This window comes from Candidatus Vesicomyosocius sp. SY067_SCS001 (assembly GCF_014706615.1).
GTDB lineage: Bacteria > Pseudomonadota > Gammaproteobacteria > PS1 > Pseudothioglobaceae > Ruthia.
Window position 1 is genome coordinate 55,591 of record NZ_CP054877.1, and the last position, 23,423, is coordinate 79,013.

The 23,423-nt window shown below is 31.6% G+C and carries 15 protein-coding genes and 1 tRNA gene; 13 read left to right on the forward strand and 3 right to left on the reverse strand.

What is annotated here, in order from left to right:
- The first annotated feature begins 7 nt into the window (after positions 1–7).
- The 4 genes from infB (at position 8) to purD (ending at position 5,529) form a co-directional block, all read left to right on the forward strand.
- Positions 8–2,458, forward strand: coding sequence for a translation initiation factor IF-2 (infB, locus tag HUW60_RS00290; protein ID WP_190600466.1), 2,451 nt, complete (start codon positions 8–10; stop codon positions 2,456–2,458).
- 35 nt (positions 2,459–2,493) lie between these two features.
- On the forward strand, positions 2,494–2,808 hold the full coding sequence (gene rbfA, locus HUW60_RS00295; protein WP_238924480.1) for a 30S ribosome-binding factor RbfA: 315 nt from the start codon (positions 2,494–2,496) through the stop codon (positions 2,806–2,808).
- A 23-nt stretch (positions 2,809–2,831) separates the two neighbouring features.
- A complete protein-coding gene (gene truB, locus HUW60_RS00300; RefSeq protein WP_190600468.1) occupies positions 2,832–3,740 on the forward strand; it encodes a tRNA pseudouridine(55) synthase TruB in 909 nt (302 codons plus the stop codon).
- Between the two features lie 505 nt (positions 3,741–4,245).
- Entirely contained in the window at positions 4,246–5,529 is a 1,284-nt protein-coding gene (gene purD / locus HUW60_RS00305; RefSeq protein WP_190600469.1) for a phosphoribosylamine--glycine ligase, read from the forward strand.
- A 386-nt stretch (positions 5,530–5,915) separates the two neighbouring features.
- Here purD and HUW60_RS00310 read toward each other — a convergent pair whose 3' ends face one another.
- On the reverse strand, positions 5,916–6,500 hold the full coding sequence (locus tag HUW60_RS00310) for a BON domain-containing protein (protein ID WP_238924482.1): 585 nt from the start codon (positions 6,498–6,500) through the stop codon (positions 5,916–5,918).
- 315 nt (positions 6,501–6,815) lie between these two features.
- Here HUW60_RS00310 and rsmI point away from each other — a divergent pair, with 315 nt between their 5' ends.
- Complete coding sequence (gene rsmI / locus HUW60_RS00315) at positions 6,816–7,658, forward strand: 16S rRNA (cytidine(1402)-2'-O)-methyltransferase (RefSeq protein WP_190600470.1); 843 nt, start codon at positions 6,816–6,818, stop codon at positions 7,656–7,658.
- A gap of 222 nt (positions 7,659–7,880) precedes the next feature.
- Here the strand turns inward: rsmI and coaE are convergent, their stop codons facing one another.
- Positions 7,881–8,486, reverse strand: a complete 606-nt coding sequence (coaE, locus tag HUW60_RS00320) for a dephospho-CoA kinase (RefSeq protein ID WP_190600471.1) — start codon at positions 8,484–8,486, stop codon at positions 7,881–7,883.
- 84 nt (positions 8,487–8,570) lie between these two features.
- On the opposite strand from coaE, the gene HUW60_RS00325 reads away from it, so the two are divergent.
- Positions 8,571–8,647 (forward strand) — tRNA-Met (locus HUW60_RS00325).
- A 127-nt stretch (positions 8,648–8,774) separates the two neighbouring features.
- Here the strand turns inward: HUW60_RS00325 and HUW60_RS04940 are convergent.
- Positions 8,775–9,029, reverse strand: coding sequence for a thermonuclease family protein (locus tag HUW60_RS04940; RefSeq protein ID WP_238924484.1), 255 nt, complete (start codon positions 9,027–9,029; stop codon positions 8,775–8,777).
- Positions 9,030–13,050: 4,021 nt separating this feature from the next.
- Here HUW60_RS04940 and tkt point away from each other — a divergent pair.
- The 7 genes from tkt (at position 13,051) to HUW60_RS00365 (ending at position 23,418) form a co-directional block, all read left to right on the forward strand.
- Positions 13,051–15,036, forward strand: a complete 1,986-nt coding sequence (tkt, locus tag HUW60_RS00335) for a transketolase (protein ID WP_190600472.1) — start codon at positions 13,051–13,053, stop codon at positions 15,034–15,036.
- A gap of 105 nt (positions 15,037–15,141) precedes the next feature.
- Entirely contained in the window at positions 15,142–16,137 is a 996-nt protein-coding gene (gene gap, locus HUW60_RS00340; protein ID WP_190600473.1) for a type I glyceraldehyde-3-phosphate dehydrogenase, read from the forward strand.
- Positions 16,138–16,585: 448 nt separating this feature from the next.
- The gene (locus HUW60_RS00345; protein ID WP_190600474.1) at positions 16,586–17,764 is read left to right on the forward strand and encodes a phosphoglycerate kinase; all 1,179 of its coding nucleotides are present in this window, start codon (positions 16,586–16,588) and stop codon (positions 17,762–17,764) included.
- On the forward strand, positions 17,757–19,199 hold the full coding sequence (gene pyk, locus HUW60_RS00350; protein ID WP_190600475.1) for a pyruvate kinase: 1,443 nt from the start codon (positions 17,757–17,759) through the stop codon (positions 19,197–19,199). Before HUW60_RS00345 ends, pyk begins: the two co-directional genes overlap by 8 nt.
- 77 nt (positions 19,200–19,276) lie before the next feature.
- Positions 19,277–20,338 (forward strand): class II fructose-bisphosphate aldolase, encoded by a 1,062-nt coding sequence (gene fba, locus HUW60_RS00355; protein WP_190600476.1) that lies wholly within the window; start codon positions 19,277–19,279, stop codon positions 20,336–20,338.
- Positions 20,339–20,406: 68 nt separating this feature from the next.
- Positions 20,407–22,284, forward strand: a complete 1,878-nt coding sequence (gene mnmG / locus HUW60_RS00360) for a tRNA uridine-5-carboxymethylaminomethyl(34) synthesis enzyme MnmG (RefSeq protein ID WP_190600477.1) — start codon at positions 20,407–20,409, stop codon at positions 22,282–22,284.
- Positions 22,285–22,617: 333 nt separating this feature from the next.
- Positions 22,618–23,418, forward strand: a complete 801-nt coding sequence (locus HUW60_RS00365) for a hypothetical protein (RefSeq protein ID WP_190600478.1) — start codon at positions 22,618–22,620, stop codon at positions 23,416–23,418.
- Positions 23,419–23,423 lie beyond the last annotated feature (5 nt).

Here is a 23,423-nt window from a genome sequence, read left to right on the forward strand (position 1 = left end):
AAGTATTATGGCACACACGGTTCAAACACTCTCTAAACTATTGAAAAAGACACCTGATGAGGTAGTTACAATTCTAGCGAATGCTGGTGTTGATGGTAAAAATTCAGACTCTGTTATCTCAGCAGAAGAAAGAAAAATATTAATGAGTAGTCTTTCAAAGCGTCCAATTAGAAGGTCTAGTATGTCTATTTTTCGTAAAGCAGGTACTAAGCCCAATACCGTTTCAGTGAGTGATGTTAAAGTAAAAGTTAGGTCAAAACGCTTGACACAGCCAATTACAATGATTGATGAACAGTCTAAAGTTATTTCTAACGAAATGGCTAATGCTGCTTTAGCTGCCTTGGATGCTGGTCGTAATGCAGATGAAATATTATTAGCCCAAGATGCTAGGCGTTTGGAAGTGGTGCGTTTGCAAAAATCTCAAGTAGAGGAGGGGCTAGAGATCCAGAGAGAAACGATTAAAAAAGTGCAAGAGAAAGAAGCTGAAAAGAAAGTTGAAAAACTAAAAACGGTAGACAAGCCTAAAGAAGGTAATAAACCTAAACGCTTACGTAATACTTCTAGTGATAATAATACTCGTAAGCAACTTCATGTCGCTAGACATAATCCCAATCGAAAATTAAAGAAAAAAGATAGAACACATTTATCACAAAAAATACAAGCAGAACAAGCGCAACATGCTTTTCAAAAACCTATTGAAAAAGTAATTCATGAAGTTGCTATTGTTGGCAATATCAAGGTAACTGAACTTGCACAAAAGATGGCTACTAAAGCTGGTGAAGTGCTTAAAGTGTTAATGAGTATGGGAGTTATGGTGACATTGAATGATGTAATTGACCAAGATACTGCCCTGTTAGTTGTAGAAGAAATGGGCCATAAAGGTATTATTAGTGTTGAAGAAACCATTGAAGATGTATTAATTGAACAGTTAAAATCTAACGAGCATAAAAGTACTAGACCTCCTGTTGTAACTATTATGGGTCATGTTGATCATGGTAAGACCTCACTTCTAGATTATATTCGTCAAACCAAAGTAGCGCATGGTGAAGTTGGCGGTATTACACAACATATTGGTGCTTATCAAGTTCAGTCAGATGGTAATGTTATTACTTTTATTGACACACCAGGACATGCGGCGTTTTCAAAAATGCGTTTTCGTGGCGCTAATGTGACTGATATTGTTATTTTAGTGGTGGCTGCTGATGATGGCGTTATGCCACAGACAATTGAGTCTATCAAACATATACAAATTGTTGGAGTACCTATGATTGTTGCAATTAATAAGATAGATAAAGAATGTATTGATGTTGATAAAATCAAGCAAGTCCTTTCAACATATGATGTGATCTCTGAAGATTGGGGTGGTGATGTTATAATGGTTCCTGTATCAGCTCATACTGGCGAAGGTGTGGATGCTTTATTAGATGCTATTTCACTTACTGCCGAGATTTTAGAATTCTCGGCAGTAAGTGAAGGTCCAGCGCATGGTACTGTACTAGAAGCACGTCTTGAAAAAGGTCGTGGTAAGGTGACCACTATTTTAGTACAATCAGGTACATTGAATAAAGGAGATATTATGATTGCTGGATTTGAATATGGCAAAGTTAAACAAATTTCGGATGATAAAGGTAAAATACTTAAATTAGCTATGCCGTCAATGCCTGTAGAAGTGTTAGGTTTGTCTGGTGTGCCCAACTCCGGTGATGAGGTAATAGTTGTAGGTAGTGAAAGGAAGGCTCGTGAGGTGGCTAATTTCAGAAAATCTAAAGACCGTGAAATGCAGTTGCAGAAACAGCAAGCATCGAAAATGGAAAATTTTCTAATGAAAATGGAAAAAGGTGATATTTCAACTGTTAATGTATTGCTTAAAGCGGATGTTAGAGGTTCAACGCAAGCATTAATTGAAGCATTAGAAGAATTATCAACGGATGAGGTTAGAGTGAAAGTAGTATCAAGTGGTGTTGGCGGTATTAATAATACTGATATTACATTAGCAGCAACTTCTAGCGCTTTAGTACTTGGTTTTAATGTACGTGCTGATGCTGTTGCACGTAAAACAGCTGACAACGAAGGTGTTCGTATTGAATATTACTCAATTATTTATAACTTAATTAATGATGTTAAGGCTATTATGAGTGGGTTACTCAGCCCAGAATTGAGTGAAAATATTATTGGTATTGCCTCTGTTAAAAATATATTTAAATCTCAAAAAATGGGTGATATTGCTGGGTGTATGGTGGACGAGGGTACGGTTAAACGTGATAGCCTAATTCGAGTATTACGTGATAGTGTAGTTATCTTTGATGGTAAACTGGAATCATTAAGACGTTTTAAAGATGATGTTAATGAAGTTAAGTCAGGTACTGAATGTGGTATTGGTGTACTTCATTATACAGATGTACAGCCAGGTGATCAAATAGAAATCTTTGAACGTGTTGAAAAGGCACGTATACTTTAAGTTTTATATAAGTGTTAGAACAAGTTTCTTATAGAGTGGAAAGAATTAACGAATTAATTCGTCGTGAGTTGACGTTATTGTTAAGAACTTCTATTAAAGATCCAAGGTTATGTGACATGATAATTACTGATGTATTGATAAGTCGTGATTTAAGTAGTGCTAAGGTTTTTTATACGGTTATTAAAGAAGACAAAAAAATGATTGAATTACTACTTGATAAAGCCAGTGGCTTTTTTCGTATACATTTATCTAAAACAATTGATCTTCGTCACACACCTGTACTTAGGTTTATCTTTGACTCTTCGCCTAACACAGGAATAAGAATTGAACAACTACTATCTAAATTGTAAAAGACTATTACATTAACTATTATATGTTAAGGCGTAATTCAAAAGGTAGAAGTATTAATGGTATTGTTCTATTAAATAAAGATATTGGGTTGAGTTCTAACACTGCCTTACAAAAAGTAAAACGACTTTTTTTTGCTAAAAAGGCTGGACATACAGGTGCACTAGATTTTTCTGCTAGTGGTATTTTGCCAATTTGTTTAGGACAAGCTACTAAAATTGCACAGTTTTTACTAGAAGAAGATAAACGTTATTTTGTGCGTGGTAAGTTGGGGCAAATAAGTGATACTGGTGATTGTGAAGGTAGCATTATCAAAACCCAACCTTTTGAACATTTAAGTGATAGTGAAATTGCTAAGGTAACTGCAAGTTTTAAAGGTAATATTTTTCAGATTCCTCCTATGTATTCAGCACTTAAAAGAGATGGACAGCCATTGTATAAGCTTGCTAGACAAGGCATAGAAGTAGAAAGAGAGTCTCGTCTAGTTACCATTTATAAAATTATCTATCTTGGATATAAAAACGGTATACTTTCACTTGAAGTAACGTGTTCTAAAGGTACTTATATTCGTACTTTGATAGAAGATATTGGAAAAAAATTGAGTTGTGGAGCTCATGTTGTTGAGCTTAGGCGTACAGGTTTTGCACATATTGATATCAGTCAAACCTTAACATTTTCTGAACTTGAAATTTTATCATCTAATGGTTATCAAGCACTAGATGATAAAATACTTGCCAGTGAAGATATGTTATTAAACCTTGAAGGTGTTTATCTGAGTAAGGTCCAAAGTGTGGATATAAAATTTGGTAGAGAAATCCAGACAGATAAGCAAGGATTACTTAAAGTGAAGTTATTTAATGAGAAAAAACAATTTTTTGGTATTGGACAATGTCAAGGAAATGGAATAATTTTACCAAAAAAATTATTTGTATGAGCACAAAAAAAAGATACACTAGTTGGTAGTTGCTTTAATAAAAGTTCAATATATTCCATCAAGCGCGATAAAAGTTTGCGCGAAAGTGTTTTTAATTATGAAAATTTTTTAATTATATTACTATTTAGATAGGTCATTCTATAGTTGACTGTTTTTATTGATTAAATAAAAGCATATATTGTTTGTTGATTGAGTTACATCATTGTTGTATTGTTATTTGATCCGTTTAATGTTGAGATAAATTTAGCAGATTATTTGTTAAAGTATAAATATGTTGATTTTTATTTTAAAAAAATTAGTTTTTATGAAAAAGATAAATTTATTAAATGTATTTATTTAATGTTTACAAAAAATATTAAATTTTTGTCTTGTTCTCAATTTGTCATATAAAAATCAAAAAAATGTAATAGTTATTACATGAGATTAATTTGTATCAATGTTGATTAATGATTATAGTCTATAAATTATAGCACAACAAATTTAAGTAATTTATTACGGAATACTTATGAAGGTTTTAGTTATTGGTGGTGGTGGTCGTGAACATGCTTTGGCTTGGCAGTGTAGCAAATTTGATACAGTAAGTAACGTGTTTGTTGCTCCTGGTAATGCCGGTACACAGTTAGAAAGTAAATTGACTAATATTAATATTCCTACGGATGATATAGTAGGTTTAATTAATTTTGTAAAAAATAATCAAGTAGATTTAACTATTGTTGGCCCTGAAGCGTCATTAGTAATAGGTGTAGTTGATCATTTTCAATACGAAGGATTAGCAATTTTCGGACCAACTAAGGCTGCTTCTCAACTTGAGTGGTCTAAAGTATTTTGCAAGTATTTCTTAGATCGTCATAATATTCCTACAGCACATTATGGTGTATTTACTGAAATAGATCTTGCTATCGAATATGTTAAGAGTAAAGGTACACCTATTGTAATTAAGGCTGATGGTTTAGCTTCTGGAAAGGGTGTGATTATTGCTCATACACAATTTGAAGCTAAAAATATTATTTTTGATATGTTACAAGGTAATTGTTTCGGTAAGGCAGGTTTATGTGTGGTGATTGAGGAGTTTTTGAGTGGTGAAGAAGCAAGTTTTATTGTGATGTGTGATGGTAAAAATATTTTGCCAATGGCAACTTCACAAGATCATAAAGCTCGTGATAATGATGATAAAGGTCCAAATACTGGTGGTATGGGTGCTTATTCTCCAGCGCCTATTGTTACTGATGAAATTTTTCAATCAGTTATGGATACCATTATTTATCCAACCGTTAATGCAATGGCAGAAGAAGGAAATATTTATATAGGATTTTTATATGTAGGGCTAATGATCGACCAAGATAATAATTTTAAAGTATTAGAGTATAATTGTCGCCTTGGTGATCCTGAAACCCAGCCGATTATGATGCGTCTCAAGTCTAATTTAGCAGATTTATGTTTATTAGCAACACAACAAAGCTTAGATCAAGCGAATATTAAGTGGGATGAGCGTATTTGTTTAGGTGTGGTTTTAGCTGCAAAAGGCTATCCAAATACTTATGATACTAATGAATTAATTATATTGCCAGAAGATAGTCAAGATACCAAAGTTTTTCACGCAGGAACAAAACTAGAAAATGGTAAAGTGTTTTCTAGTGGAGGACGTGTTTTATGTGCAACTGCTTTGGGTGAAAATATTTCTATTGCACAAACAAAGGCTTATAAGTTGGTAAAAAGAATCAATTGGAATGGTTCTTATTATCGAGATGATATTGGATGTAAAGCTATTAAAAGGCTATATTCTATTTAAGTATTAGAATAATATTTAAATCTTTTTAAAAGGTTATCTTTTAGATAAGTTGATTAGAAGTTATAGTAACAAGTTTTAGTTTTTGCTTGGAAAACCGTTGTATTGAAATAATATATGTATTGATTTTGACTATTATAAAGATAATGTAATTAAGCTTTAGATTAGTAGTATCGTTATCGTAATAACATGATAAAAAAATGATTGAATTAGATTAAATCTAGATTAGATATGTTTTATTCAATGTATGAACTTTGCTAAATATAAATGAACGCTGCTAATAATTAACTCTGGTGAATATTTTTATTTAAAAACTTTATTTGGTGTTTTAGATTATCTTTTTAGTTTTTTTTATTTCAACTTTAGCTTTTGTTTAATTTTATCACACTTTATTTCAGCTTTTTAATCTCAGCCTTGGGGCGAGTTTTTATGTAATCAAATAATTTAATAACTTTGTAAACACCTCTGGCTTTAGCGGCAGTTTTGGCGGCCATATCAGCCTCTCGTTTAGTTACGGCTCCCATAAGATAAACTACCTGATCTTCCGTCATCACCTGAACGTGAGTTGGATGAAATACCTCTTGATTCTGAAATAGGAATTCAACCTGTATAGTGATGGTTGAATCTTTAGCTCTACTAAGTAGTCCATTTGAAGGGCTTAATTTAATTTCATTAAATATTTTTGAAATTTTTGGTACTTGAAGTTGTGCTTGTTTACTTGCATAAATACGTATCTTAGGTGTTTCTACTTCTCCAGTAATTAGTACTGTTTTGTTATAAACCATGAAATTAAGATGTGCATTGTTTAATGTTAAATCTTTTCTAGACCAGTTAAATAACCTTAGAGTAATGGTTTTATCATCTAACACTTCTCCAGCACTACGTCTGTCATTACTTATTGAGATAATTGAGCTAACAGTTGAAACACCTTGAATAGCTGATACACAAGCTGTTAGAAGTAAGAAGTTTGTCATTAGAAGTGTCGATAGAACGAATTTTTTCATGATGTTATATTTTTCAAGGAGTCTGTACTTTATAGACTATATTTAAAATATTTTAAATCAAATTTGTATAGATAATTTTGATATTTTTTTTGAGTAATTATTTATAGTATAGAACTAAAATAAGTGTTAGAACGATATATATTTTCAATAAAAACTAGTATTTAGTTGATTTTATCAAGCATAATAATATCTAATTTCACTCAATCATAGTATTAATATGTTATTTGAATAAATATGTTAATACAATTTCTTTCATCCAATATCTAATTTTTTGTAAAACTGAATATGAATGGAACACTTTATATTATCGCTACACCAATTGGAAATTTAAATGATATCACTTTTAGGGCTATTAAAACGTTGAAAACAGTTGATATTATTCTAGCAGAAGATATATGTCACTCTAAACACTTGCTTAATCATTATGATATTAAAACACCAATGCATACTTTTCATGAACATAATGAAATATGTAAAACTCCTGATGTAATTAATAAATTATTAGAAGGAAAGCATATTGCATTGATTAGTGATGCAGGAACACCACTTATTAGTGACCCAGGCCATGTATTAGTGATAGAAGCGAAGAAAGTAGGTATTAATGTATCCCCTATCCCTGGGTCTAATGCAATGATTAGTGCAATTAGTGTATCAGGAATTGCCAGTAATAAATTCAGTTTTTTTGGTTTTTTACCTAGTAAACAATCGGCTCGTCTTAAAGTGATTCAATCTATTGTAAATATCAATGAAATGGCTATTTTTTATGAATCACCTAATCGTATTCTTTCTTGTGCACAAGATTTACAAGCAGTATTAGGTGATGAACGCATTGTTTGCTTTGCTAAAGAACTGACTAAGTTGTTTGAGACCATTAAGACAAATACATTGCCACAATTGATTGATTATTTACAAGCAGATCATACACACCAAAAAGGTGAATTTGTGATTCTTATTTCTGCAGTAAAGAAAAACAATAAAGTCTCAGGAGAGGAAATGTTGAATAAAGTATTACCAATTTTGCTCATTGAGATGGGTACGGCAAAAGCAGCTAGACTTGTAGCTAAAATGACTGGTTTTGATAAAAGATACTGCTATCAAAGAGCTATTGAGTTTAAGTATCCTTTATGAACTTTTATACAAAGGATGTTTTAACACTAGTTAAAGACGTTAAAGTCTATTGTCTATAATTTATTAAAAAATGTATCGTTATATATAAGAATAGATTTTGTATAAAAATGTATTATAGGCGAGGAAGTAAGAAGTTATGCTATTTAAGATGTTGTATAGATAATATTGACGAAGAAGAACATATTAATAATATATCCAATAAACAGTAATATTGTTAAGAGATTATAAGTTAATTAGTTTTTTGTACAACTGATTAGTTTTATGGGCTAAATCAGTAATTTCTAGGTTATTTTTAATGATATCAGTAGGTAATTTGTAACGCAATTTTAAGCGTAATGAATGACTAAATTGTGCAGAAACCATATTTTTTGCTTCCTTTGTATTAATATTATCACGATTAATTAATCTTTTCAATTGTTGTTTTTTATTGCAGCTAATAATAATTGCTCTATTAAATAAATGAGTAAGATTCTTCTCAGCCAATAGTGGCACTTCAACTACCACTAATTTGGCTTTTAGTTTTCCAATTTCATTTTCCATACGTATTAATATTCTTGGATGTAGTATTGCTTCAATCAATTTTTGATTAGATTTTCTTTCTAATAAAATTTTTCTTAAAATACTACGGTTAAGACTTTTATTAGTATTAATAATACCATCACCAAAGTGTTTGATTAATTCTTTAAGTTCAATCGTATTAGGTCTAACAATTTTTTGTGCAAGTTTATCAAGGCTTATAATATTTAAGCCTAAATTACTTAAGATTTGACTTACTTTTGATTTACCACAAGCAATTCCACCTGTTAATGCTATTTTAATGATTGACATATTAATTTGATTTTATCAATATTACATCTTATCTATTGACATTTATACTAAATCTTTCGATAATGTTTCTTTTTATAGTTATGTGGTTATGTAGCTCAGCTGGTTAGAGCACAGCATTCATAATGCTGGGGTCGGTGGTTCAAGTCCACCTATAACCACCATATTATATAAGGCTTTTAGCTTTTTATACTTGTTCATAAACAACTCTAGGATAACATAAGGACCATATTTAGCGGTTAGTTTAGAGTTATAACTATGGTATACGTCTTTGGTTATATTTTAAGTCTATTATTTACACCAATTTAATTTCTTGCCACCATAATAACTATAAGCCAACTCATTATCAAGTAGCTCCTGTCCTAAACTAACACCATCAACCATTATATTGGCAATAACCCTGAAGTACTTACCTCTCTGTAAATTAGTTAACTTAATTTCTTCAGCATTGTTTAGTTTACCTCTTACAAAATTTCTTGCCTTAATGGCTATATTCTTTTCATACTGGCACTTTCCTCGAATTTCTGGAGTGTCTATTCCATTCACCCTAATAGGTATATTCTTACCTATGATAGGTGGTAGTAAGTCTATATTTACTCTGAAGGTATCGCCATCATAAACACTGATGACTTTTGATACTATTACTGTACCGTATTGGGGTTTTGATTGTACTTGAAAAACAAGAGTTCCTATTAGGATAGATAAAAATAGTTTCACAAATTTAATGATTAGAGTCTATTTCTTATATGCATCTTTAACTGTTTTACATAATTCTTTTTTAGTCTGGTTATATTCATCAATACAAAAAATATCAAACTTACTTATCTTTTTATTGTAGGATACAACATTGAATAGCCCTTTATTATCTGAGATAGTACTTTGAAAACAATCAGAGTCGATTATCCTTATTTTAGGATTTTTATCAAATTGTAAATATTTATATAATTAATACAAGTCATATGAATAGTAGCTGGTATTTTTTAATTTTATTTGTTATTTTTATTTAAATATCTAATAATTACAATCACTTTACTAAATACAACCATTACCAATTCTCAACAAAATTTTTATAAATTTCATTCTGTTTCTGCTTGCTCAATTCAACCATACAAGGAATATATGTGATAAATCTTGTACCTCTTTTATAGTTAAAAGTATATAGTATTACATTGATTAAGCCAATACGTTTGTAATTGTTTAATCTAATCAGAAATCCAGTCTAATTTCTTGGAAGCTTTGTTAAACATATCATCTAGTTTATGTCACTCTATTTCTAACTGTACCTTATAACAAGTAACCATAGCAGTTGGTTGTTAGTAACCCTAACAATGGATTATCTTTTTAATCTTATAATCTACCTGAACCTTTCTTTATACTCCAACACACACGCCTATATAAACATAGATAGTTATACTTCATCTGTCTAATAGGTTTAGTTTTATTTACCTTCAACTTTATAGACTTTACATACAAACACTACCTGACCGCATAATTTTATAGTTTTATTCAGTAGTTCAAACTGAGTAAAAGAACCTATTTGATTGAATGGAATATCAGTCAATAGAGTATTATTTTTATACACTATAAAGAAGTAAAAGAGAAGCTACGTAATGTATTTAGCTATATGGTTGTATGAGTTTCTAGATCCTATAATAGCATTATTTTGTCCCTTTGATTGAAACCCATAACTGACAAAGTTAAATAAGCATGCTTGAACATAAGTATAGTCTTATATTTATCGATGTAAATACTATTGGTACTAGTAGAAGACATTAGAATATATTTCTATCCTAAATACAGGTATCCATACTCTATCGGTTATTAAAATTAGCATTAGATGAAGAATGTGATTGATTTTATTTTGATCAAATTTATGTTTGATTTATTGTAGTTTTAGTTCTATTTTCCAGCTTTTAAGTTTTTAGATAAAGAGTTATTGATTGAATCATTTTTTAACTTCAGCTTTTTTATTAATTTTGCTACACTTGAATCTACTAAATTATTAATAATTTAGAGTCAAAATTAATATTGTTATTTCAATTACGCTAATAGCGTTAAAATTTTCCTTAATTTAGTTTCTGTTTCATTCTTTCTAGTTGTAGTTCATAATGATTCAATATATTTACCGCTTTGGTACCATTTCTATCTGAAGTACTACTTAATCATTATTTTTATTCCAATATATTAATGTTCATTACTACAACTATAGAACACTACTAGTACTTTTAACCATAAAGGAAGAATAACCTCCGTTCTTTAGTCTTTTTATTTAGCGAATAACCAATAATTATCTGAAGATAGTTAATCATATCTTAGTCATTATTAATAGCCTAATTTAGGAACTATATCCATAATGAGAACTTTGATTTAGAGTTATAGACAACTAACGCTTGTTTAGTAAAAAAGTCAGCTTTGGAGCTTTATTTAAGACTTTATATCCTTATTAGCTACACTTAATAAGTAAGGGTCTGTGTTTAGGTCTTATTATTAATGGAATTTCTAGTTCATTCTTTGCTAAATGAATGTTTGACTTGATAGTTTGTCTAGATTCAGATCGAGTTGCATATTTAGTCATCTAATGCCTTCTATCATAATACTTAATTCTGATATTTGGCTATATCGGAATAATGCATCCTTTTTTGTTAGTTTATAGATATATCTATCATCATTAAAACACCATCTATACCAATCCAAATACATTTATTTATCATACTTATGTGTAAACCATTTGTACTATCTAGCTTAGTTAAGTGTTCTGAACCTTCTTTTTCTGTACTGTTAAAGATACTTAATTATGAATAGTTAGGTGTTTTGCATTTAGTAGTATCTGTAGTTCGGCTGCTTCATAAGGCGTATCATCACCTTTCTAATTACTAGTAAATCTAAAGGTATTACAATTAGTGCTACTTTCTTGACACTATTAATAACATTAGAAGCCGGTATTTCAAAATGCATCGAGTCTAGTTGGTTAGTTAGTTAATACTATAAACAGTTCTTGAAGAAGTTTGGTAAGCTTTTTATCCTTATTCTAAAATTCGTAGGGGTTTACTGTCAATACTAAAACCTGGTACAACTATATATTCGCGATTAGTATGGATGTTGATACCTAGTTTTGTCTATTACCTATAGGGTAATTAAAATAGTAATACAAATTATCTGTGGATGTATGTACCTACTTTACTATTAAAACTCAACATATTTTAATAGTTGTTATACTTCTAGTATCGCTGTTCACATCTATATCAACGACAAACAAGTTGTTTATCTTATGAGTTGTGGCAACCATCGGCATCAGAGTTTGTCTAACCAGTAATTAATTGATGTATGTATCTTTATTAGCTATTAACGTATTCTTTTTATTATATATAAGGAAATACTTTTAAATTAAGTAGATATAATACTTAAGATATTCTTTAAGTTAATAGTTCACCTACTTGTTACCCAGTGTGATTAAACCTAGTTCCTTATATCAGATTTTGTATCTAAATAATTTATTTATTTTAATGTATAGGAGACTTGGAGGTCATATTTTTTGTATCTGCTGTTTACGAGAGGTTTACACGATATTCTAAGAATGGCACCGACTTCATTTTTATCGAGTAACTTCTATACTTTGTTATTAATTAGATTCATTAAATACTTTTTATGTAATTTATCCTTTTATCCTTCAGAAGTTGAAGTTCTTTTGTAAGGCATTAGTAACTTTGATGGGATTAAATGTAGTACAGTGTATTAGAGTTTACTTAGAATGAAAAATAATTTTAAATCTTTCTTCACATAAACGTAGAATTTTACGATAGGATGTTTAATAATCTATTTTTTCGAATTATATGACTTTATTATTGCTCTTCTACGTGTTTCTCTATTCCAGGTTTTAATGTGGCTAAGCCTTTTGGTTGAGTTATTAATTATTATAGGTCGACCATTATTTCATACTCACCTTGTGCTTAATTAACTAAGCAGTCTCATAGAGAGTGTTTGATTTTGTTGTAGATTTTTAAGTCATGTCTATGTGTTTTTTTTCCACATCGTAACGAGTAATACTTAATATTTTTATCTTTCTAATCATATAGATAGTTCTTAATAATATGAGTATTCAAGTTAGTACAACGACTTGTGATATAATTATCCAGTATCTGCTAAATGGCGATAATTGTAATAGATTCACTTTTTGCTTTTTTGATTAATTCCATTACTAATAGTGTTTAATATTTTTAAAGTTTTACTTCTTGCTTTCTATAATACTTTTAATATAACTACGTCTTTGTACAAGTATTCTAGTGAATATGATGCATGTAGGTTAAAACTGTAAGCATATATTTTATAATGTTGTGGTTAGTGGTTCAACTCCATTCATAACCACCATAATAATGTCATGATTGATATTATGTTTTAATGTGTATCTTTTATATTAATCTAACTTAGAAAGATTAGCCTCATAATTTAATCAATTTTTACCATGATTATGATTATTTTTTTTGTTGTAAGAAATCATTTTTGGAGTGGCTTGATTAAAGAGTAGTTTTTTACGTATAATTATTTAATATTTTGTTCAAGGAATTTTACTATGCCATCACGCAGAGATTTAGCAAATGCCATTCGTGTTTTAAGTATGGATGCAGTTCAAAGGGCAAACTCAGGTCATCCAGGTGCGCCAATGGGTATGGCAGATATTGCACAAGTGCTTTGGAATGATCATTTAAAGTATAACCCAATGAATGCTAAATGGTCTAATCGTGACCGTTTTGTGTTATCAAATGGACATGGTTCAATGCTTATTTACTCATTGCTACATTTGTCAGGTTACGACCTTAACATGGATGATATTAAAAATTTTCGTCAATTACATGCTAGAACTGCAGGGCATCCTGAATATGGTTATGTAGATGGTATTGAAACAACAACTGGCCCATTAGGACAAGGTATTACTAATGCAGTTGGCATGGCAATTGCTGAGAGAACATTGGGTGCACAATTTAATAAGTTGGGTCATAATATTGTTGATCATAATACATATGTGTTTATGGGTGATGGTTGTTTAATGGAAGGTTTATCTCATGAATCTTGTGCTATGGCAGGTACATTAGGACTTGGAAAATTAATTGTTTTTTGGGATGATAATGATATTTCTATTGATGGCCATATTTCTGATTGGATGGAAAAAGATGTGGCAAGTCGTTTTGAGTCTTATGGTTGGCATGTTGTTCGCGATGTTAATGGTCATGATCCTGATGCAATTAATTCTGCAATTAATGCAGCTAAAGATGAAATTACTAAACCTTCATTTATTTGTACACGTACAACTATTGGTTTTGGCTCGCCTAATTTATGTGGTACTCATAATTGTCATGGTGCTCCACTTGGTAATGAGGAGATTGCAGCAACTCGTAAAGAGTTGGGTTGGGATTTTGCTCCATTTGAAATTCCTGTAGATATTTATGAAGGATGGGATCATAAAAAAAAAGGCATTGCTGATGAATTAGCTTGGAATGTTAAATTTGCAGCTTATAAGGCGGAGTTTTCAGTAGATGCTGTTGAGTTTGAACGTCGTATGTCAGGTGATTTGCCTGCTAACTTTGAAGTTGAGATGGATTCATTTATTGCTAAAACACAAGATGAAATGCCAAGTATTGCTTCTCGTCAGGCCTCTCAACGTACTATTGAAGCTATGGGTTCATTATTGCCAGAAATGTTTGGTGGTTCTGCTGATTTAACTGGTTCTAATTTAACTAATTGGTCAGGAACTGTTAAAGTCAATGCACAAAATGCAAATGGTAATTACATTTCATGGGGCGTACGTGAATTTGGTATGGCACATATGATGAATGGTATAGTGCTTCATGGAGGTTTTAAGGTTTATGGTGCAACTTTCTTTATGTTTATGGAATTTATGCGTAATGCATTACGTATGTCAGCACTTATGAAAATTGGTACAATTTATGTTTATACCCATGATTCTATTGGTCTAGGAGAAGATGGACCTACGCATCAGCCAGTTGAGCAGTTAGCAACTATGCGTATGATTCCTAATTTCCAGTCTTGGAGAGGGTGTGATGCAGTTGAATCAGCAGTTTCTTGGAAGGTGGCGATGCTTAGAGGTGATGCACCAACAGGATTAGTATTTTCACGTCAAACTTTGATAGCAATGGAACGAACTTCTGAACAAGTAGAAAATATTGAAAAAGGAGGTTATGTTCTTAAAGATTGTGAAGGTGTGGCTGATATTATTTTTATTGCAACTGGCTCTGAAGTAAATTTAGCAATTAAAGCGGTAGCGGCAATAAATGTTAAGGTTCGTGTAGTTTCAATGCCTTGTACAAATGCTTATGATGATCAAAATCAAGCTTATAAGGATTCAGTTTTAACGCCAGGTGTTAAGCGTCTTGCGATTGAGGCAGGTGTTGCTGATGGATGGTATAAATACGTAGGCTTAGATGGTGGCGTGGTTTGTATGACAACTTTTGGTGAGTCTGCACCGGCAGATCAATTATTTAAAGCATTTGGTTTTACCATAGATAATGTTATTGCACAAGCAAAAGCCATTATTGGTTAGATAATACATTTAAACATGGTAAAAATGACTGACACTTTTTAAGTGTTTTGAATGAAATTTATATCTAAATGGTATAATTTAATGAAGTAAAAAAGGAGTAATAAAATGGCAATAAAAATAGGTATTAATGGTTTTGGTCGTATTGGTCGTATGGTATTTCGTGCAATTGCAAAAGATTTCCCAGAATTAGAGGTAGTTGGTATTAACGATTTATTAGAGAATGATTATTTAGCATACATGCTTAAATATGATACAGCCCATGGTCGTTTTGATGATGATATTACAGTTGATAGCGATAACTTTTTTATTAATGGTAAAAAAATTCGCTTGTCATCTGCACATGATCCTTCTAACCTTTCATGGGGTGATATTGATGTAGATGTAGTAATTGACTGTACTGGTTTTTTCTTAACTAAAGAATCTTGTCAATCGCATATTGATGCAGGTGCAAAAAAAGTGGTTCAATCAGCACCATCTAAAGATGATACACCAATGTTTGTTTATGGTGTAAATCATATCGAATATTCAGGTCAAGTTATTATTTCAGCTGCATCTTGTACTACAAATTGTCTTGCACCAATAGCTAAAGTGATTAATGATAATTGGGGCTTAAAGCGTGGTTTAATGACAACAATTCATGCATCAACAGCAACACAGAAAACAGTCGATAGTCCTTCAATGAAAGATTGGAGAGGTGGTCGTTCGGTATTTGAGAATATTATCCCTTCATCAACAGGGGCTGCTAAAGCAGTAGGTGTTGTATTGCCAGAACTTAATGGTAAGTTAACAGGTATGGCATTTCGTATTCCATCAGTTGATGTTTCAGTTGTTGATTTAACTTGTGAGTTAAACAAAAGTGCAACTTATGAACAAATTTTTGACGCTATGAAAGAGGCTTCACAAGGATCAATGAAGGGTACGTTGGCTTATACTAAAGATGCAGTTGTTTCAAGTGATTTTCGTGGTTTTAGCGCTTCTTCAATTTTTGATTATGATGCAGGTATTGCCTTGGATGATACGTTTGTGAAAGTTGTATCTTGGTATGATAATGAGTATGGCTATACCTGTAATATGCTTCGCTTGGTTGAGTATGTTGCTTAATTTATTAAAAAGATACGTCTTGTATTGCTTATTAGTTGTGCTCTTATGTTATATTTGTATATGGAAAATTCACAACTTAATTTTGGTTAGTTGATTGGAAAATTAAAACAAGTTATTATAAATAATCAGTTTAGTATTTTGATATTAAAGATATACTAGAGATTTTAGATATAAAAGACTAAAAATTAGCAGAGGAGTTTTGCATATTTAAAATTTGCAATTTAAAATCCGTAAAAGATATCCTTGAAAAGGATATCAATTTAGTTACAATGTTGTTGTGTTGAATTTCGGTATATATTAAGAATAATTTTACCAAAGTTGGGTTAGTATTACTATCTAAATAAATGATTCAACTATCGAATGCCAATATATGATTATCGTTAGTTGAGCTTGTTGAAAAATCCTGATTAAATTTGTTGATCAGACTATTGAATATAGGAGAATTATTATGTCAGTTATTAATTTATCAGATTTAGATTTAAACTCAAAACGAGTGTTAATTCGTCAAGATCTTAATGTGCCGATTTCTAATGGTGTTGTTACCAGTGATAAGCGTATCAAAGCTTCATTACCAACTATTAAAATGGCTTTGAAGCAAGGTGCTAAAGTAATGTTAATGTCACATCGTGGTCGTCCAATTGAAGGCGATCCCAGTGATGGATTTAGTCTGCAGCCTGTTGCAGATCGTTTGAGTGAGTTATTAAACATTCAAGTGCGTTTAGAAAAAGATTGGTTGGATGGTATTGAAATGAACAATGGAAAGGTAGTGCTTTGTGAAAATGTTCGCTTTAATGTCGGTGAAATGGTTAATGATGATAAGTTATCTAAGCGTATGGCGGCTATTTGTGATATTTTTGTGATGGATGCATTTGGTACTGCACATCGTGTGCAGGCATCTACTTATGGCGTTGCTAAATATGCGCCTATTGCTTGTTCTGGTCCTTTATTATCAGAAGAACTTGATGCACTTGGTAAGGCGTTAGACAATCCTAAACGTCCAATGGTTGCAATTGTTGGTGGCTCTAAAGTTTCAACAAAATTGACTGTGCTTGAGTCGTTATCCAAGATAGTTGATCAACTAGTTGTAGGTGGTGGTATTGCTAATACTTTTATTGCAGCCCAGGGCTTTAACGTAGGTAAATCTTTATGTGAGTATGATTTAATTCCAATAGCTAAAAAGCTTATGAAAGATTGTGAAATTCCAGTATCAAAAGATGTAGTATGTGGTAAGGAGTTTTCAGATGTTGCTAAGGCTGAAACTAAAGCATCAAAAGATGTTGCTGATGATGATATGATTTTTGATATCGGACCTAAATCTGCTCAGCAGTTAGCTGATATTATGAGAAATGCAGGTACGATCGTATGGAATGGTCCAGTTGGTGTGTTTGAGTTTGATCAATTTGCTGCTGGTACGGAAACGTTAGGTAAAGCGATTGCTGAGTCTAATGCATTTTCAATTGCTGGTGGTGGTGATACATTAGCAGCTGTTGATAAATACGGTATCGAGGATAAAATAAGTTATATTTCAACAGGCGGTGGTGCATTCTTAGAATTTCTTGAGGGTAAAAAATTACCAGCAGTAGAAGTTTTAGAACAAAGAGCTTTAGAGGTTATAAAACTTGCCTAGAAGAACTAAAATATTAGCGACACTTGGCCCTGCAACGGATAAAGATGGTGTATTAGTTAGTATTCTTGAGGCTGGTGTTAATGTTGTGCGCATTAATTTTTCACATGGTTCAGAGAAAGAACATTTGAACAGAGTTAAGGCAGTACGCGCTTGGGCAGAAGCTAATCAAACTTATGTAGGTGTTTTAATGGATCTTCAAGGCCCTAAAATTCGTATTGCTGCTTTTAAAGGTGGCATAAAGATTAAGTTGAATAATGGAGATATTTTTGCACTTGATGCTGATTTAGATGAAAACTTAGGTAATAAATATTCGGTGGGTATTGCATATAAAAAATTACCACAAGAAGTGCAACCTGGTAGTATTTTGCTTCTAGATGATGGAAAAATAATACTAGAAGTTACTGATATTAAAGGTAATAAAATTAATACCAATGTGGTTCAAGGCGGTATTTTGTCAGATAAAAAAGGAATTAATCTTCGTGGTGGAGGTTTATCTGCTAATGCACTAACCAAGAAAGATAAAAAAGATATTTTAATTGTAGCAAAAGCTAAAGCGGATTATGTGGCTTTATCATTTCCAGTTAGTGGTGATGATGTACGTGAAATTAAGAAATTATTAAAACAGGTAGATTGTGATGCTGGCGTAATTTCAAAAATTGAACGTGCTGAGTCCTTAGTAGAGAGTGTTATTTTAGATATTATCAGAGAATCAGTGGGAATTATGGTGGCGCGCGGTGATTTAGGTGTTGAAATTGGTGATGCACAATTACCTGCACAACAAAAACGTTTAATTAAGTTAGCTAGATCAAATAATCGAATAGTTATTACTGCAACACAAATGTTAGAATCAATGATTATTAATCCAATTCCAACTCGAGCTGAGGTTTTTGATGTCGCTAATGCAGTATTAGATGGTACCGATGCAGTAATGCTTTCAGCTGAAACAGCAGTAGGTAATTTCCCCGGTAATGCTGTTAAAGCCATGCACGATGTTTGTATTGAAGCTGAAAAAAATCCAATTGCTAAAATATCTCATCATCGTCTTGATGAAACCTTTACTTATATTGATGAAACCATTGCTATGAGCGCAATGTATGCCGCTAATCATATGGGCGCTAGAGTGATTTCTACTTTAACAGAAGGGGGTAAAACCGCTATATGGATGTCAAGAATTAGCTCAGGTATTCCTATTGTAGCAATGTCTGATAAGATATCTACTTTGCAAAAGGCTACGCTTTATCGGGGAGTTCATCCTTGTTTTTTGTCCACTAAAAAAGATTGGACAGAGATAAATAAGGCCGTTATTAAGCGCTTACAAATTGGAGATTTTGTTTATGATGGCGATACTGTTATCTTAACTAAGGGTATGTATAAAAATAAGTCTGGCGGTACAAACTTGATGAAAATTTTGACAGTTGGTGATTCAGAGTATTAAAATAAGAGTAAAAGTAGTTTTATTTATATAAATAATAAAAGTAGTAAATTTTAAAAAAACTTAAAAAGGAGAAAAATATGTTAATTTCGTTAAGAGAATTATTAGATCATGCTGCAGCTAATAACTATGGCATGCCAGCATTTAATATTAATAATATGGAACAAGTCCATGCTATTATGGAAGCAGCAGATAAAACTAATAGTCCTGTTATTATGCAAGGTTCTGCTGGTGCACGAGGCTACGCAGGTGAACCGTTTTTACGTCATTTGATTTTAGCGGCAATTGAAATGTATCCACATATTCCAGTGGTGATGCATCAAGATCATGGTTCTGATCCGTCTGTTTGTTTGCGTTCAATTCAATCTGGCTTTTCATCAGTGATGATGGATGGTTCATTAAAACCAGATATGAAAACGCCAGCTTCATTTAAGTATAATGTTAATGTAACTACTGAAGTTGTAAAAATAGCACATGCAGGAGGTGTTTCTGTTGAAGGTGAATTGGGTTGTCTAGGATCATTAGAAACTGGAATGATGGGCGAAGAAGATGGTCATGGCTCTGAAGGTAAATTAGATTTAGACATGTTGTTAACTTCAGTTGAAGAAGCTGCTGATTTTGTTAAATCAACTAATGTTGATGCATTAGCTATTGCTATCGGCACTTCTCATGGTGCTTATAAATTTACTCAAGAGCCAACGGGTGATGTGTTGCGTATTGATAGAATCAAAGAAATACACGCACGTATTCCAAATACTCATTTAGTGATGCATGGTTCTTCTTCAGTGCCACAAGATTGGCTAAAAATTATTAATAATTTTGGTGGTGATATGGGTCAAACTTATGGTGTTCCTGTAGAGGAAATTCAAGAGGGTATTAAGCATGGCGTACGTAAAGTTAATATTGATACTGATTTACGTATGGCGTCGACTGGCGCGATTCGCAAACACCTAGGTGAAAATACATCAAACTTTGATCCCCGTAAATTCTTAAAAGAAGCAACTAATGCGATGAGTGATATTTGTTCAGCGCGTTTTGAGGCATTTGGTTCAGCAGGTAATGCTGATAAAATCATCGTATCTTCATTAGAGACCATGAGTAAAAAATATCTTTCTATTGAGTTAGACTCTCAAGTAAAGTAGACATATAATAATTAATAATAAACAAGGCTCGTTAAAAGACGAGCCTTGTTTATTTAAACTTCATAAATATGAAACAATCTAAGCGTTATTTAGTTATTGTTATTGGAGGTGGTCATGCTGGTACAGAAGCGGCACTTGCGAGTGCACGTATGGGAGTTAGTACGTTGCTCATTTCTCATAATATTGAAACACTTGGACAAATGAGTTGCAATCCTGCAATTGGTGGGATTGGAAAAGGACATTTAGTTAAGGAAATTGATGCGATGGGTGGTATTATGGCACACGCGATTGATAAATCTGGGATACAATTTCGTACATTAAATGCCTCAAAAGGTTCTGCAGTACGTGCTACTCGTGCACAGGCTGATCGTATTTTGTATAAGTCAGAGATTCGTTATGCTTTAGAAAATCAAGATAATTTATCTTTATTCCAACAAGCAGTTGATGATTTAATTATTGAAGACGGTCGAATTAAAGGTGTAGTGACTCAAATGGGGCTTGCTTTAATGGCAAATAAGGTTATTCTTACATCAGGTACTTTTTTAGGCGGTATTATCCATATTGGGCAACGTAATTTTCAAGGTGGTCGTGCAGGCGATGCACCTTCCAATGCTTTATCAATAAAATTACGTTCTTATGATTTAGGTGTTAATAGATTAAAAACAGGTACACCACCAAGATTAGATGGAAGAACATTGGATTATTCTCTCATGCAAGTACAACCAGGAGATATGCCACTACCGACATTTTCATTTATAGGTGTTAAAGAAGAACATCCAAGACAGATTCCTTGCTATATTACTTATACAAACAATAGAACCCATGATTTAATTCGTAGTGGATTAAAAGACTCACCTATTTTTACTGGAAATATAGAAAGTATTGGCCCTAGATATTGTCCATCCATTGAAGATAAAGTAGTACGTTTTAACGAACGTGATTCACATCAAATTTTTGTTGAACCTGAGGGACTAAGTACTAATGAGGTTTATCCAAACGGAGTGTCTACATCGTTATCTTATAAAGTGCAACTAGATTTTATTAATTCAATCAAGGGTTTCGAGAATGCACAAATCATACGTCCAGGCTATGCGATTGAATATGATTTTTTTGATCCTAAAGGATTGAAACAAACATTGGAAGTTAAAAAAATATCAGGATTGTATTTTGCTGGACAGATTAATGGCACTACTGGTTATGAAGAAGCGGCAGCTCAAGGGTTGTTAGCAGGTGTTAACGCTGCATGTGCCATATTAGAAAAAGACGCTTGGTTACCGAAACGAGATGAGTCTTATATTGGAGTTATGGTAGATGATTTAATTACAAAAGGTACTAATGAGCCTTACCGAATGTTTACCTCGCGTGCTGAATATCGCTTATTATTAAGAGAGGATAATGCAGATGAGCGCCTCACACCAAAGGCTAAAGAACTTGGGTTAATTAGTGAGGCTCGTTGGCAGTCTTTTCAAGTTAAATATAAGGCTGTTGAACAAGAAAAAAAACGTCTTAAAAACACTTGGATACAAGCAAATGACACTCAGGCAAATACGATTTTAAATCAAAATATAAGTCATGAATATTCTTTATTTGAATTACTGAAACGACCGAAAATTGATTATCAAATATTAAGTAAAATAGAATCTGGTAAGCCATTTTTGACGGATATTATTTTAATGAGAGTGATCGAAAATCAAATTAAATATGCTGGCTATATTAAGCGTCAACTAGTGGAGATTAAAAAATATCGTAAGAACGAAAATACAGTATTATCTACAAATATAAATTATAACTCAATTAAAGCGCTCTCTGCTGAAGTTAGACAAAAACTTGAACTATATAAGCCAGAGACTATTGGTCAAGCAAGCCGTATTCAAGGTGTCACTCCCGCTTCTATTTCTATTTTATTAGTTTATTTAAAAACACGCATTATTCAAGATGAATGTTAAAGGACACTTTAATAGGCATGAAGTTTGAAAGTGAACAAGTCAATAAAGTTATGAACTATGTTACATTGATTATTAATTAGAATAAGGCTTACAATCTAAGTATTATTAGAATTTTGGAACAATGTAATTTTATGCAATTTGATAAATTTAATGATGATTAACAATTTTTAATTTAGTTAATTATAGACTAGAACTATGTCAGATTAAATTTTGCTTTAGATAGATTATTTTAATAGTTTTTTTAGAAGGTTGAAAAAATATTGAAATTGATTCAATAATTATTATGCGATAATAATGGATACTTGTTAATAAAAGGAATTGATTAGGAGAGGAATGAAAAAGATAGGGTATTTTTTAATAGTATTAATTGTTATTTTGGTTCTTATTATGATGTTTGTATTTGATCCAATAGTAAAAAAATACGTACAAAAGTATGCACAAAATATACTTAAAACACCGATAACTATTAGTCAATTTAGCAGTAGCTTTTTGGATAAGCGTTTAAATATTGATTTTATTGAAGTGCATAATCCACCAAGTTTTAATAATAAAAATGCTTTTTATTTGGATCACCTTGTATTAGAAATCGGTGATGATAGCACTCTAGATTTAATTGTTATTGATGAGCTATCTTTTGATGGAATACATTTTATTTTGGAGCAAAATAAGACTAATGTAAATTTAGTTACACTAATTGATAACTTAGGTAAAAATAGTAATAATACCACTTTATCTTCATCTGATAAAACTCATGGATTTATCGATAAAAGAATTAAGATTAATCAATTTAATGTTATTAATACCACATTAAAAATTGATACTAAATGGCTTAAAGAGACAATTAAAGTACCTAATATTAATCTTCAAAAATTTGGTGGTAGCAGTGGTATCACACTTAGTAAAGTTGGTCAAGAATTGATGGAAATTATTCTTAATAATTTAGAAGATGCTTTAGATAAAAAAAGTATTGAACTAGGAGAGAAAGAAATCAAAGAAACTCTAATTCGAAGATTATGGATTAATAATATTCAAGAAAATTTTAAATTGGATAAATTCAAAGAATCATTAGATTTTAGTGAAACTAATAAGATACAAAATCAAGCTAAAGATTTATTTCAGAAACTTGGTTTTTAATTAAT

Bases quoted from the DNA above. Each gene is read 5' to 3' on its own strand.
- infB (WP_190600466.1), top strand. From the start codon at position 8: ATGGCACACACGGTTCAAACACTCTCTAAACTATTGAAAAAGACACCT.
- truB (WP_190600468.1), top strand. From the start codon at position 2,832: ATGTTAAGGCGTAATTCAAAAGGTAGAAGTATTAATGGTATTGTTCTA.
- purD (WP_190600469.1), top strand. From the start codon at position 4,246: ATGAAGGTTTTAGTTATTGGTGGTGGTGGTCGTGAACATGCTTTGGCT.
- HUW60_RS00310 (WP_238924482.1), bottom strand. From the start codon at position 6,500: ATGACAAACTTCTTACTTCTAACAGCTTGTGTATCAGCTATTCAAGGT.
- rsmI (WP_190600470.1), top strand. From the start codon at position 6,816: ATGAATGGAACACTTTATATTATCGCTACACCAATTGGAAATTTAAAT.
- coaE (WP_190600471.1), bottom strand. From the start codon at position 8,486: ATGTCAATCATTAAAATAGCATTAACAGGTGGAATTGCTTGTGGTAAA.
- tkt (WP_190600472.1), top strand. From the start codon at position 13,051: ATGCCATCACGCAGAGATTTAGCAAATGCCATTCGTGTTTTAAGTATG.
- gap (WP_190600473.1), top strand. From the start codon at position 15,142: ATGGCAATAAAAATAGGTATTAATGGTTTTGGTCGTATTGGTCGTATG.
- HUW60_RS00345 (WP_190600474.1), top strand. From the start codon at position 16,586: ATGTCAGTTATTAATTTATCAGATTTAGATTTAAACTCAAAACGAGTG.
- fba (WP_190600476.1), top strand. From the start codon at position 19,277: ATGTTAATTTCGTTAAGAGAATTATTAGATCATGCTGCAGCTAATAAC.
- mnmG (WP_190600477.1), top strand. From the start codon at position 20,407: ATGAAACAATCTAAGCGTTATTTAGTTATTGTTATTGGAGGTGGTCAT.
- HUW60_RS00365 (WP_190600478.1), top strand. From the start codon at position 22,618: ATGAAAAAGATAGGGTATTTTTTAATAGTATTAATTGTTATTTTGGTT.